We start from the raw sequence: 11,956 nt of genomic DNA on the forward strand, positions 1-11,956 counted from the left end.
GGTTTTCAGATGATCAATAATCCGTCTGCTATTGATGATATTGCGGACGCGGAGCAAATCCGCGTCCTTTTTTATGCAAGCAATAGAATGGTTCATGCGCCATTGAATAAGGTGCTTAATCTTGTCAAAAGCGACATACAGCATGATCTTTTAAGCGCTTTTGCAGAATATAAAGAAGCGACAGATAAACGCATAGAGACCATGCAAAAACTTATTGATGAATTACAGTCTCTCATCCCCAAAAATCTCAAAAACAGACTTATTAAGGAATGAACCGCGATGCCATTACCCTATCATACGCATATATTTAAGCTTGAACCAGCAACAAAGAAAGAAGTCAAAGAAGGTGTTTTAGATAGTAAGGCTCTTGCACCTGTTTCAGTGGGGAGTGCAGCAGCTTATGAGGTAGAATATTTTGCAACTGCTGCTCAAGGGAAAAAGGCTGATGATGCTGCTGCAAAGAGAGATATTGGAGCTCTTGCTTACAAAGATAAGGTCACAATCCACGATATTGAAGCAAGTGGTGAAGCGCATGAGAATGCGATTTTATCAGGTGCTGGCTGGGTAAAAATATCGCCTTTAGGGATTGGCGATATGAAGGCTGCTATATATGACCCCGACAATGTGGGGTCAAATGCATTTTCTATGGAAAATATGCACGAGGGTCCTACCAAAAAGATTTTAACCACAGAAGAAAGATCAAAGCTACGATGGTTGAGTGCTACCCAACCAACAATAGAAAAGTGGCATAAGGGAAGTGAAGGTGTTTATTATCCCATATCTCCGGTAGATCTCAAAAATACCATTAGTTATTTTGTAGGCTCAAAGTCTTTTGGTATGTCAAAATCAGTCTATGATCCAGATAAAATAGAAAAAGATGCCTTTGATATGGAGAATATGAAAGAGGGGAACACGCATCTTATTTTAACCCCTCAAGAACGTGCACAGATTGCAAAAATTGATAAAATTGAAGATGTGGCACAACACGCACAGGAAAGCGCACAACAAGGGCTTTATGCAGCAAGTGAGGCAAAGAGTATTGGGAGTGCTGCATTAAATACAGCGAAAGATGCGCAAGATCACGCTGTAGATGCGAAAAATACCGCTGAGTCCGCACAAAAAACAGGAGACAGGGCACAAGCTGTGGCAAGTGTCGCACAAGAAACAGCGGATAGTGTACAGAAAAAAGTTGATCTCATTCAACCTCTTGCAAAACAAGACTGGATTGATGGCACAAAAACAGTTGATGCCCTTATCTCACCAGCCAAACTGATGGCTTCAATCAAAGCAAATAGTAGCAATAGCAGCGGCGGTGGCAACAATGGTGGCGGGGTAAGCAAACCTGTTGAAATTCTGATGACGGAAAGTGGAGATATTCCACTGCCTGCTGGTATTACTTCTGACACCGATATCGAAGTATGGGCTTGGGGTGGTGGAGGTGGTGGCGTTAAGGATGGCGGCGGCGGAGGAGGTCAATGCGTGCATGTTAAAATGAAAGGTTCTGATTTAGATAAATTAAAAACAGCTTACATTGGTCGTGGTGGTAAAGGCAACGACAGTAACATTTTATGCAATGGTGGTAGAACAATGATCAAAGGGCTTGTTACAGCAGAAGGAGGATATTCCGTCTCCATGGCTCTCGTTAACTTTGGAGGGAAAGGCGGTGATGGAGGAGGAAACAGAGGGGGCAGCAGTGGGGAGAGTTTTATTTTTTCTGGTGGGAATGGTGGAGGAAGTGGAAGTGACGGCAAGAGAGCTGGTACCGGTGGAAGTTCTTTTCTTGGCGGCGGCGGTGGAGGTGGTGGTCAATGCAAGGGTTCTATCATGGGGCAGGGTGGTGAGAGTTACAAAGGTGGTAACGGTGGTAGAGGTGGTAAAGAATGTGGTGGTGGCGGCGGGGGATATTTTGATGGGAAATCCGGAGGCGACAAAATTGGCGGCGATGGTGGAGATGGTGCAGTACTCATAAAGGTATATTTATAAGGTGAATTGAATAATGGCACGGAAAATAAATAAAAATTGTCTTGCTTGTTTAAAAAGATGGGAAGGTTTGCGCTTACAAGCTTATCAAGATGCTTCTGGTGTTTTGACCATTGGCTATGGACATACAGGAAAAGCTGGTAAGCCGGCAGTTGTTGAGGGTATGGTGATTACAGAAAAAAAAGCTGAAACCATGCTTTTAGCAGATTTGCAGCAATATGAGGGAGCGGTAGAAAAAGCGGTTTGTGTGAATTTAAGTGACGAGCAGTTTGGTGCTCTTGTTTCCTTTTGTTATAATGTAGGTATTTCAGCTTTCCAAAATTCTACGTTGCTTAAAAGACTCAACAAAGGTGATTATGAAGCGATACCTGCCGAATTACAAAAATGGACCAAAGCGGGAGGGAAACGTTTACAAGGTCTTGTCCACCGGCGTGCAGCAGAAGCAGGATTATGGGCAAAAGGTGCTTTTGTTTCCTCCAACTACCAAACGGTAGAAACAAAGGATTCAACAGGTCTTTTCAAAGCAGAAGCATTGGCACCCATTATTGGGTCTTTCTCAGGTCTTGGTGGTTTTTTAGCTGGCAATGGTCCTATCCAATGGGCATTAGCCGCTATTATGGTTTTGGCAGCAGGTGCTGGTATTTTCTTTGTTGCTAAACGCTTTCAGGAGCACTGTTTATGATGTTCTGGATGAAAAGAAATCTTATGCTAACAGGTGCGGTTTTATCCGCTTTTTTTATTGCCTTAGCTAGAGCCTTTACCCTTGGAAAAAAGGTTGAACAGCAAAAGCAAACAGAAAATGCTTTAAAAGCAGCAACAGCACGGCTTGAGGTAGAAAATGAAATTAACAAAAAAAGCGATGCTGATGTGCGTGCTGCTCTCTCTGATTGGTTGCGCGACAAATAAATATAGCTCTTCTTGTGTTGGTTGGTTGCCCATTTATGTAAGCCGGAAAGATCTTATTGTTATCAGTTCGAACTTAGCAAGAGAGATCTTGAAGCATAACAAGCAGGGTGAGTACTTGTGTGGGTGGCAACATGTCCAGAAAAAAAACTGAAAAACACATAGAGCTTTCGGACACAGAAAAAGAGATGCTTCAGGAAATGATCATCACCTACCAAAGCGTTAAAATGATGTCTCGCTTGATGAAGTGGGGTGCATTTTTTCTTTTTTTGTTGATCCTTGATTTTGCACGCCTCATGGATGCGCTAGATAATATCTGCGCCCATTTAAAGCAATGGTTCTCAAAAAATTAGCCCTACCCATACCTCTCCTTAAAATATGAAAGCCTATGTTTAATATACCTAGCACAATTAGATTCTTAAAGACTGTTCAGAATGATGATGTGATCTTAACACAAGATCCACTCTTAACTTCAGAAAAGAATCTCCAATGGCAAAAAATCTTTAATGATTTGCTCGTGAGTGGATACATGAATGGTAAAAAGAGAAAGAATAAAAAAGCAAATCTCGATATTAGTTTTCAGAAAGATATTATTGACTTCACTGATATTGATGCAGTTGAACAGCGTATAGAATCAATCAATTATTACTTATCAGATTGTTTACTCAAGGACGACTTTGATTACTGTTACATCAGGAGATGTTCCACTCCTAGTCATTTTAATGATTTTTATTTTGGAGCAAAAGCAGATGGTAGTTGTTTTCTTTTGCACAAAGCAAGCGAGAAATACTGTAATATTTTTTATTCTAAAGTTGTGAAAAGGAGTTATGTTTAGATGCTAACACCATTTGGTAAAACCTTACGCAAACTCCGCATTGATCATTCAGAACGCCTTTTAGATATGGCTAAAAAATTAGATATATCTGTAGCATTTTTATCTTCTGTCGAGATTGGCAAAAAGTCTGTTCCTGTAGGGCTGGAGGAAAAGATCATAGAGTTTTACGCTTTAGACCAAAAGATGGCATGTCTCTTAAGAAGAGAGGCTGATGTTTGCCGCAAGAGTTTTACAATAAAGCCTTCTAATCCGTTGAGTCGTGAAATTGTTGGCATGTTTGTTAGAAATTTACATAATCTTTCACAACAAGATTTAGCAGAATTCAAAAAATTATTAGAGAAAGTTAGCAAACAAGCATGCACTTTGTAGAAGCATGTTCGAGAATCCTATTCCCGAACCTTTATTTACGAATCCCGCACCTTGAAAAAACACACATAAAATCAACAAGTTATAGCACAACAAAAATGCTGTGGCGGAGGGGGTGGGATTCGAACCCACGGTACAGTCTCCTGCACGCCGGTTTTCAAGACCGGTGCCTTAAACCGCTCGGCCACCCCTCCAAATTAAGTATGTCTTTTTGCAAAGTTCTTGCAAAAGGTCAATCATTTAAATGTTTTTTTTACGTTTTTAATAAAATTTCTTGAATCTCCAATGCAATCATTTTCTAAGGTATAGTTTTTAAAAAATGTACAATTTCATTTTAGTCTGACGAATCTTTCCGACAGGAATACAAAATCTGGAAGCTTTTAGTATTTATGCTGTCAAAGCAGCCGTGGTTTTTGATATGACAGGTGATCAAATTGGTAAACGCTTTGCCAAATTGGCTAGCAACCCAGAATTATTAGGACATGTTTTAGAGCTTGTGAAAGATCCAAAAGTCTTTAAAGGTGCTGTAGAGCGAGAGGCGGACAAACAAGCAATGGGTTCCATCGGTCCTCCATCAGGCAGTTTGAACTTTTGCAAAATCGTATCGTAGCTTTGAACATTACCATTGGTAAAATACTGTTGCCCCTTGTAAACAATTTGATGGAAAGTATTGGGAATTTTACCAATGAGCTTATGGCATGGAACAATGCCCATCCAACTTTAATAAGTGCTATTATTAAAACCATTGCCGTGCTGATGACTTTTAATATTACTTTGCGTATGTTGTGCATTATCCTCTTTGCTAGTTTCTGCCTTGGTCGACTTCAATTGATAGGCTCTTTTATCAAGCTTGGTGGTGTTAGTCGTGGTCTTAGGCAATTTGGTGAGGGTTAGCAGTTTCAGAGCGTTCGCTGGGAATAATGGCGACAAGACTTGCTGGGAGTGCACTGAGTCTCCTCCGACCGATGACTTTACTTGTGGTTACTTTGCGAGGAGGGGGTATAGTCTCAAGTACTGCATTCGCTACCTCTTTTTCTTGGATAGGGATAAAGTAATTGGGGCTAGGTATTACCTCTGTTGTTGGTGCTGTTTTAAAGCCCGATAGAGGCTCTAATTGACGCTCCAGCTTTTGTATACCAGATGGGATCGAGTGTATTGCGTATATCTGTTTTTGTAATCTCTGAAACGGGTAGACAGCCTAATTTTGGTAAAATATGCAGTTTTAAAGGTAAAACCAATTTCCATCTTTAGCATCATTCTTTAGTTTGGCTTTCTGACTTTCAGAAGTGTCTAGAGCAATGTCTTTTAAATAATGGAGATTACGCATTTCCTCACGCTTTTGTTTATTGCGTTCTTTAATGGGGGCATGACCTTCACGTAAAGCAGAACGCTATTGGTTTGCACATTCACGGGCTTTTTTAAAGAAACATCTCTCAATACTTCCAAACTCATTCCGCGACGGGGACTTGTGAAGGGTATAACGATAAAGCCATTGAGCTCCACCATCTTTATGCTTATGGAGGAGCAAGCCGGCACCATCATTTTTACTCCTTTTTTATACAATTTTACCCACACGCCAGCCACGCTTGTAACATGCAAGAAAGTGATTTTGATTGATTTAACATACACAGATTTGAAATGAGAGAATCTTACGATATTCGGAGTCTCATTCAAGTTGAATAACTCTAAATTATATTTACAAATCAATATATTATACAGAGTATTTGAGTAGATATTTATCTCCAGTCAGGCACTGGTGAAAATACGCGCTCGGCATATGGTGTTCCTATTACGACGAACCGTCTACAGACAAATCACGTATCAGATATGTTGCGTGTTAAGAAGGCTTTGCTAAATAATACAGAATTTACTTCTGCGATGTATGGAAGCAATGAAGGTGGTGGGATTCAAGGCAAAAAGGCACCTTCTCCTAAACATTCCGGAGGTCATAAGACCACGGAGAACAGACGAATGATCTCGCATATAGGGTGTGAAGATGGTTGCGGTTATGTTTGGCAATTTGTAAGAGATGTTTGTTTTATGCAAACAGTAACTGGAACCTCACCAAATGTAAAATTTAAACAAGATATGTATGCATTGCTAGGTGGTGGAGACTGGTCAGATAGTAGGAATATCAATTCGCATCTGCGTGCAGTCATTATACGTAATGCCATTTATGAAGCAGCTAGCGCCCGAGGATGTAGCCGTGCGCGTCGTTTTGTTTAGAGGAGGAGGAGATGAGAGAGTATCCAGAGCATTTGAATACAAAGCAAGATTATCTGAACATGTTTGAATTTGACAAGGCTGAGACAGTAAAACGGCTAGAGCAGCTATTGGAAACGCGTTTTTACTGGGTTGCGATAAAGGAACTTGGTGAAGGGGAAGAAGGCATTGAAGATGAGAGGCATAAGATTGATATGGTAACAGAAATGCCGATTGGTTTAGAGGGAGTTTTTTTAGAAAAGCGCATACAATATGAATTACAGGAAAGCGAATATGCGCCGATCTTTGCTCTTGGCTTTAGTGTTGAAGAGGTGGAGCAATTGATCAAAGAAAATAGGGAATAAAATCGTTATAAGCATAAACAACAATATCTTTTGGAGTGCCTCACCTTGTGTGGGGCTTTTTTTATGGAGAAGCAGATGAGAAGAATATCATCAGAAGGGCTTACACTTATCAAACAATGGGAAGGTTTACGGTTGAATGCCTATCAAGATATAGCATGCGTGTGGACCATTGGTTATGGACACACGAGCAAAGCTGGTAAACCGCTTGTCAAAAAAGGGATGTGTATTACACAACAGCAAGCAGAAGAAATTCTTTGTGAGGATTTAAAGCAATAGACAATATCTTCTCACATCTCAAAAAGTGGATAATCAAAAGTTAGTGCACTAAAAATCTTTTCTTTAAAATATGATGACACAAGAATTTACACAAACACTGTTTGCGTGGATGGGTGGTAAACACTATCTGCTTGAGACAGCCGTTGAGAAAGCTGTAACAGTTTCGCTAACGGATGAACAGTTCGCGGCATTAGTATCGTTTTGCTATAATGTAGGGATTAAAGCCTTTTGTCACTCGACGTTGTTGAAAAAACTGAATAAGGGAGATTATGAGGCTGTTCCAACAGAACTACAGAAATGGAATAAGGTAGGTGGAAAACCTCTTCAAGGGCTTGCAAACCGTAGAGCAGCGGAAGCAGGGTTATGGGCGAAAGGAAGTTATGTTTCTTCTAATTATCAAAGAGTAGAAACGAAAGCAGCAACAGGACTTCTCAAAATAGAAGCGCTTGCACCAATTATAGGCTCTTGTTCAGGTCTTGGAGGTTTGTTGGCAGGCAATGGTCCTATCCAATGGGCATTAGCAGGAATAATGGTTTTAGCGGCATGTACAGGCATAGTGTTTGTAGCCAAGCGATTTAGGGAGCAACGCTTGTGATTTTTTGGTTTAAGAAATATTTTCTTATGTTTACAGCGGCTTTAGCCGTTTTTTTTATGGCTTTAGCGAAAGCCTTTCACCTTGGCAAGAAAAGCGAATGGCATAAGCAAACAGAAAATGCGTTAAAGACAGCTATGACACGGCTTGAGGTTGAAAATGAAGTTAATCAGAAAAGTGATGTTGATGTGCGTACTGAACTTTCTTGTTGGGTGCGCAGCAAATAGGTCTGTTTCTTGTGTTGGCTGGTTGCCAATTTATCTGGATAATCAGGACGTTGAGGTCATCAGCTCTAACCTTGCAAGAGATATTTTAAAGCATAACAAGCAGGGAGCACATTTATGTGGTTGGAAAGATGGTCAAGAAACGAAGCAGCAAAGATAAAGATCTTACAGAAACAGAACAACAGCTGCTTCACGAGATGATAGAGACCTATCAAGGCTTAAAGATGATGTCACGCATCATGAAATGGTTAGCATTATGTTATCTTTGAAAAAGGTCAGCGTGAATTCCTGTACGGACAAGATGTAATTTGTCTTTTTCAATTCTATAAATCAGCAGCCAATTTGGTTCGATATGACTATCACGGCAACCAGCTCAAGAGCCTTTTAAGGGGTGGTCGCAATAATATTTCGATAATGGTTTTTCTTCAATCAATAGGCTCAATAGTGTACGCAGTTTATTCATATTTTTACCGTGTTTTTCTACTTTGCGTACGTCACTCTCTGAATTGTACTGAACGAATAGGCGTCAGCATATCAGATACCCAAGTCTTTAAATAGCGCGTCTGCGTTTGCGAATGTTTTACCTTTTCCCTCGTCTAGTTCTTTTATGGCTTTGCGTGTGGTGCTATTGGGTACTTTGACATCGAAAGGTAAGCAGCCTTCTTCAGCTACACGCGAAAATGTCATGCGGATGAGATCTGAAGCACTTAAACCCATACGCTCTAGGGTGATCATTGCTTGTTTTTTCATTTCAGTGGGGATACGGGCGCGAACGATAGAGTCAGCTTTCATGGTAAATTCTTCATTCATTAACCTTTATTATGAGGTAGCTACATTGTAGCTCTAAGTTAACTTTTTATAACTAAAAACACTTTGGACTTCTGGTTTTGCTAAAAAAATACCCCGAAAAGAACTCTTGATTCGTAATAATTGAGGAAAATCATAAAAAGATTTGTTAGAATCAGAAGAAATATTTCTTCTCTAACAGGACTTTTTTGATGCTTACATCCTTTGGTAAAATTTTACGGAAACTTCGCATTGATCACTCCGAACGTCTCTTAGATATGGCTAAGAAATTAGACATATCTGTATCATTTCTATCTTCTGTAGAAATTGGCAAAAGATCTGTTCCTGTAGGACTGGAGGAAAAGATCATAGAGCTCTATGGTTTAGATAAAGCTATGGCTTCTCTCTTAAAAAAAGCAGCCTATTCTTGTCGAAAAAGCATCATAATAAAGCCTTCTACTCCGTTGCAACGTGAAACTGCTGTTGCGTTTATGAGACTTTTAGATGGCTTACATCAAGAAGCGTTAGCAGACTTCAAAGAAACATTAGAAACATTGTGCGAAGCGTGCTTTATAGAGAAATGTTAGAAAATCCTATTCCCTCACTTTTATTTACACATCCCGAACCTTAAAAAAACATATGGAAAATCAATAAGTTATCTATGATAGAAAAGAATGTGGCTCCCCGGGCCGGATTCGAACCAGCGACCAACCGGTTAACAGCCGGTTGCTCTACCACTGAGCTACCGGGGAACGGTGCCCAATCATTCAACTGCAAGGGCTATAGCAAAGCAATACTGATTTGCAAAGGATAAAATTACTTTTTTTAAAAAAAAATGTCATATAATTGGAAAAGAAGAGGAAAAAAGCAGAGAAAATTTTCTATACCTTGACGTATGTGCTGCCTTCCCTTATTGACAGTTTCATGTTTGTCGATGAGGCCTCGTGGCAGAATGGTTACGCAGAGGACTGCAAATCCTTGTATCCCGGTTCGATTCCGGGCGAGGCCTCCAGCTGTGCCTAAATAAAGTGACCTTTAGGGATAATATGTGCAAATAAACTGCTTTCCTTTATGGTAAGAGATTTTATCGTGAGAAATGGTGCGGTTAGAATCTAATTGTTGACTGTAGCGTACTTTTTTGTAACACCCACAGTATAAAGATTTTAAGCCCTCATTATCGTTGTTTTGTTGTGGTTCGTGTTGTATGTAGGAGAAGATGGTCGTTATGGTCGCAGATTTTGCAGAGCTTCGTCGCAAAATGGTTGACAATCAAATTCGTACAGTAGATGTGACGGATTTACCAGTTCTTGAAGCTTTTTTAACGGTACCGCGTGAAGATTTCGTACCAGAAGATATAAAAGCTTTGAGTTATCTTGATAGTGATATTATTGTATGTCCTGCGCAAAATGGGTTACCTGCGTGCTACTTAATGCGACCTGCTTCTCTTGCAAAATTACTACAGCTTGCAGCTGTAAGATCATCAGATGTTGTTTTAGATATTGGTGCAAATAGTGGTTATTGTGCGGCATTGCTTTCAAAGCTTGCACGGACTGTGATTGCATTGGAAAATAATAAAGCTCTTTCGGAACGAGCAGCTGAGACTTTAGAATGTAATAAGTGTGGTAATGTAATTGTGATTCATGGCTATTTGGAGCAGGGATATGCCGTTGAGGGGCCTTATGATCTAATTTTTATCGAGGGTTCAGTTGATTTTATTCCGGAGGGTATCTTTGAGCAAATGAAAGATGATGGACGCCTTATTGTGGTTGAAGGACATGGTAATTCCGGTGTTGCACAAATCTATGTAAAGCAAGATGGAGTTATTGCGGCGCGTCGTGCTTTTAATCTCGCTGTAAAGCCTCTTGCTAATTTTTTAAAAACACCTGATTTTATATTTTAATGTTTGTTTTGTTTGTGAATAAAGATAAGTTGTATGATTAATTTAGGATGTGTTATTGTGTTGAAAATAAACAAGAAATTTCAAGCGTGTTTGTTGCTGGTTTCGAGTGTTTTTATATCAGGTTCGGTTGATGCTGAAACACTGATGGGTGCTTTTGCTAAAGCGTATGTACACAATGCTAAGTTAAATAGTGAGCGGGCAGCTCTACGCATCTCAAGTGATGATGTGATTATTGCACGTTCGGGGTTATTGCCGCAAATTGAGGGGATTGGAAGTTATGGGCGGAATAAGTCTATGACCGGTCCTTATATCACTTCTGGGTCTATAGGAATAAAATTAAATCAAAGATTATTTGATGGTTTTATTACGCAAAACATGTTTTCTTCAGCTCAGGTTAAGCTGCAGGCACAGCGTGAATATCTTCGTAATACTGAACAAAATACCTTTCTCGATACTGTAACAGCGTATACTAATGTATATCAAGCACGTCGTATTGCTGATCTTCGCAGAGAAAATTTGGCTGCTCTTGAAGAGCAAGTTCGTTCTAATAAAGCGAAATTTGATGTGGGAGAGGGAGGGCGCGTTGATCTCTCCCAAGCACAAGCTGCGCGTTCTGTGGCTGTTTCAGAACTGAGTCTTGCACATGCTGATGTAAAATCAGCAGAGGCAGTTTATAGACAAATTATTGGTGCTGATCCTGAAAAATTAACATATCCACCAGTGGCAAAAAATTTACCGGTTAATCTTGATGCTGCTTACCAAATGAGCGTTGCATCGCATCCAGCAATTCTTTATGCAAAATATTTGGTTAATGCTAGCCTTTACAATGTAAAGGCAAAAGAAGGGGCCTTGCTTCCTAAAGTTGATTTTTCTGCAACAGCGTCTTATAATCGGATTTACAATGGTTCTGGGGAGGATGGAGTTTCTAAATCAGTAGGATTGTCGTTAAGTGTTCCAATTTTTGAAGGGGGGCGTACATCTGCTCAGATTCGCCAGTCCAAGGAACAACTTGGACAGGCTCATCTTCAACTTGATCTTGCTCACAGTAATATAAGACAGTCTCTTACGTCTGCTTGGTTTCAGTTAAAGAGCGCACGTGCGTCTGTTGTTGCTTATCGCGAGAGTGTACGTGCTGCTGAAATTGCTCTTAAAGGTCGTCTTCAAGAGAATCGTGTGGGACAGGCGACGACATTGGATGTTTTAAATTCTCGAACTCTGTTGATTAATGCTCAAATTGCGCTTGCTACTGCAGAACGTAATGCGGTTGTTGCGAGTTATAGTGTTCAATCTTCCATTGGTAAATTAACTGCAGGTCATTTAGGTTTAAAAACAATTAAATATATCCGATAATACTTGAAAGAGGCTCTTAATCTGCAAATACTTTTAGTTTTCAGAAGATTGGAAAGGCCGTAGTTGATCACATTAGAACAAGATAGCGATTGGATGTTGTTTTATAATAAATGAGGAAAGTTGTGTATAGCGTCCTCTTCGTGACAATTATGTTTGAAAATATAATAGCATGTTTGA

19 protein-coding genes, 3 tRNA genes and 4 pseudogenes are annotated in these 11,956 nt (G+C 40.0%); 20 read left to right on the forward strand and 6 right to left on the reverse strand.

Annotated features, from left to right (window positions below):
- Positions 1-9 precede the first annotated feature (9 nt).
- The 7 genes from MCO_RS02890 (at position 10) to MCO_RS02925 (ending at position 4,087) form a co-directional block, all read left to right on the forward strand.
- Complete coding sequence (locus MCO_RS02890) at positions 10-273, forward strand: hypothetical protein (protein WP_007552510.1); 264 nt, start codon at positions 10-12, stop codon at positions 271-273.
- 6 nt (positions 274-279) lie between these two features.
- Positions 280-1,983: a hypothetical protein gene (locus tag MCO_RS02895; RefSeq protein WP_007552511.1), complete on the forward strand. Its 1,704-nt coding sequence runs from the start codon at positions 280-282 to the stop codon at positions 1,981-1,983.
- Between the two features lie 13 nt (positions 1,984-1,996).
- Positions 1,997-2,662 carry a lysozyme gene (locus MCO_RS02900; protein WP_007552512.1) on the forward strand — a complete coding sequence of 222 codons (666 nt, stop codon included), beginning with the start codon at positions 1,997-1,999 and terminating at the stop codon, positions 2,660-2,662.
- Positions 2,659-2,886 (forward strand): hypothetical protein, encoded by a 228-nt coding sequence (locus MCO_RS02905; RefSeq protein WP_007552513.1) that lies wholly within the window; start codon positions 2,659-2,661, stop codon positions 2,884-2,886. The genes MCO_RS02900 and MCO_RS02905 overlap by 4 nt, the downstream gene beginning before the upstream one ends.
- Before the next feature lie 131 nt (positions 2,887-3,017).
- Complete coding sequence (locus MCO_RS02915; protein WP_007552515.1) at positions 3,018-3,236, forward strand: hypothetical protein; 219 nt, start codon at positions 3,018-3,020, stop codon at positions 3,234-3,236.
- 35 nt (positions 3,237-3,271) lie between these two features.
- Positions 3,272-3,718, forward strand: a complete 447-nt coding sequence (locus MCO_RS02920; protein ID WP_004854298.1) for a hypothetical protein — start codon at positions 3,272-3,274, stop codon at positions 3,716-3,718.
- The gene (locus MCO_RS02925) at positions 3,719-4,087 is read left to right on the forward strand and encodes a transcriptional regulator (protein WP_007552516.1); all 369 of its coding nucleotides are present in this window, start codon (positions 3,719-3,721) and stop codon (positions 4,085-4,087) included.
- Positions 4,088-4,188: 101 nt separating this feature from the next.
- On the opposite strand, the gene MCO_RS02930 is transcribed toward MCO_RS02925, so the two are convergent.
- Positions 4,189-4,278: transfer RNA gene (locus MCO_RS02930), tRNA-Ser, on the reverse strand.
- Between the two features lie 224 nt (positions 4,279-4,502).
- Here MCO_RS02930 and MCO_RS09780 point away from each other — a divergent pair.
- The gene (locus MCO_RS09780; RefSeq protein WP_007552517.1) at positions 4,503-4,694 is read left to right on the forward strand and encodes a hypothetical protein; all 192 of its coding nucleotides are present in this window, start codon (positions 4,503-4,505) and stop codon (positions 4,692-4,694) included.
- Positions 4,676-4,978 carry a hypothetical protein gene (locus MCO_RS09785; RefSeq protein ID WP_007552518.1) on the forward strand — a complete coding sequence of 101 codons (303 nt, stop codon included), beginning with the start codon at positions 4,676-4,678 and terminating at the stop codon, positions 4,976-4,978. Before MCO_RS09780 ends, MCO_RS09785 begins: the two co-directional genes overlap by 19 nt.
- Before the next feature lie 212 nt (positions 4,979-5,190).
- Here MCO_RS09785 and MCO_RS11060 read toward each other — a convergent pair.
- A pseudogene (locus MCO_RS11060) lies at positions 5,191-5,612 on the reverse strand (integrase); the annotation flags it as partial.
- 320 nt (positions 5,613-5,932) lie between these two features.
- Between MCO_RS11060 and MCO_RS02945 the strand changes: the two are divergent.
- The 7 genes and pseudogenes from MCO_RS02945 (at position 5,933) to MCO_RS10495 (ending at position 8,012) form a co-directional block, all read left to right on the forward strand.
- Entirely contained in the window at positions 5,933-6,310 is a 378-nt protein-coding gene (locus tag MCO_RS02945; protein ID WP_245256833.1) for a hypothetical protein, read from the forward strand.
- 11 nt (positions 6,311-6,321) lie between these two features.
- Positions 6,322-6,651: a hypothetical protein gene (locus tag MCO_RS02950; RefSeq protein ID WP_007552520.1), complete on the forward strand. Its 330-nt coding sequence runs from the start codon at positions 6,322-6,324 to the stop codon at positions 6,649-6,651.
- Between the two features lie 75 nt (positions 6,652-6,726).
- A pseudogene (locus MCO_RS02955) lies at positions 6,727-6,924 on the forward strand (lysozyme); the annotation flags it as partial.
- Positions 6,925-7,057: 133 nt separating this feature from the next.
- Positions 7,058-7,522, forward strand: a pseudogene (locus tag MCO_RS02960) (lysozyme); the annotation flags it as partial.
- A complete protein-coding gene (locus tag MCO_RS02965; RefSeq protein ID WP_007552524.1) occupies positions 7,519-7,746 on the forward strand; it encodes a hypothetical protein in 228 nt (75 codons plus the stop codon). The pseudogene MCO_RS02960 and the gene MCO_RS02965, both read left to right, overlap by 4 nt.
- Positions 7,679-7,903 carry a hypothetical protein gene (locus tag MCO_RS11065; protein ID WP_081488140.1) on the forward strand — a complete coding sequence of 75 codons (225 nt, stop codon included), beginning with the start codon at positions 7,679-7,681 and terminating at the stop codon, positions 7,901-7,903. The genes MCO_RS02965 and MCO_RS11065 overlap by 68 nt, the downstream gene beginning before the upstream one ends.
- Complete coding sequence (locus MCO_RS10495; RefSeq protein ID WP_196794022.1) at positions 7,875-8,012, forward strand: hypothetical protein; 138 nt, start codon at positions 7,875-7,877, stop codon at positions 8,010-8,012. Before MCO_RS11065 ends, MCO_RS10495 begins: the two co-directional genes overlap by 29 nt.
- Here MCO_RS10495 and MCO_RS10775 read toward each other — a convergent pair.
- The 3 genes and pseudogenes from MCO_RS10775 to MCO_RS02975 all read right to left on the reverse strand — a co-directional run bounded on the left by MCO_RS10775 (position 8,003) and on the right by MCO_RS02975 (position 8,535).
- Positions 8,003-8,095 (reverse strand): type II toxin-antitoxin system YafQ family toxin, encoded by a 93-nt coding sequence (locus MCO_RS10775; RefSeq protein ID WP_081488143.1) that lies wholly within the window; start codon positions 8,093-8,095, stop codon positions 8,003-8,005. The genes MCO_RS10495 and MCO_RS10775 overlap by 10 nt on opposite strands.
- A pseudogene (locus tag MCO_RS11070) lies at positions 8,069-8,206 on the reverse strand (type II toxin-antitoxin system mRNA interferase toxin, RelE/StbE family); the annotation flags it as partial. The gene MCO_RS10775 and the pseudogene MCO_RS11070, both read right to left, overlap by 27 nt.
- 71 nt (positions 8,207-8,277) lie before the next feature.
- On the reverse strand, positions 8,278-8,535 hold the full coding sequence (locus MCO_RS02975; RefSeq protein ID WP_040298763.1) for a type II toxin-antitoxin system RelB/DinJ family antitoxin: 258 nt from the start codon (positions 8,533-8,535) through the stop codon (positions 8,278-8,280).
- 206 nt (positions 8,536-8,741) lie between these two features.
- Here MCO_RS02975 and MCO_RS02980 point away from each other — a divergent pair, with 206 nt between their 5' ends.
- Positions 8,742-9,116 carry a helix-turn-helix domain-containing protein gene (locus MCO_RS02980; protein ID WP_007552526.1) on the forward strand — a complete coding sequence of 125 codons (375 nt, stop codon included), beginning with the start codon at positions 8,742-8,744 and terminating at the stop codon, positions 9,114-9,116.
- 90 nt (positions 9,117-9,206) lie between these two features.
- Here the strand turns inward: MCO_RS02980 and MCO_RS02985 are convergent.
- Positions 9,207-9,281: transfer RNA gene (locus MCO_RS02985), tRNA-Asn, on the reverse strand.
- A gap of 186 nt (positions 9,282-9,467) precedes the next feature.
- Here MCO_RS02985 and MCO_RS02990 point away from each other — a divergent pair.
- From MCO_RS02990 to MCO_RS03000, 3 genes are all read left to right on the forward strand, one after another.
- Positions 9,468-9,541: transfer RNA gene (locus MCO_RS02990), tRNA-Cys, on the forward strand.
- Between the two features lie 213 nt (positions 9,542-9,754).
- A complete protein-coding gene (locus MCO_RS02995; RefSeq protein WP_007552527.1) occupies positions 9,755-10,429 on the forward strand; it encodes a protein-L-isoaspartate O-methyltransferase in 675 nt (224 codons plus the stop codon).
- A gap of 33 nt (positions 10,430-10,462) precedes the next feature.
- A complete protein-coding gene (locus tag MCO_RS03000; protein ID WP_007552528.1) occupies positions 10,463-11,779 on the forward strand; it encodes a TolC family outer membrane protein in 1,317 nt (438 codons plus the stop codon).
- Positions 11,780-11,956 lie beyond the last annotated feature (177 nt).

Origin of the sequence: Bartonella sp. DB5-6, assembly GCF_000278115.1 — a bacterium.
Lineage (GTDB): Bacteria > Pseudomonadota > Alphaproteobacteria > Rhizobiales > Rhizobiaceae > Bartonella > Bartonella refiksaydamii.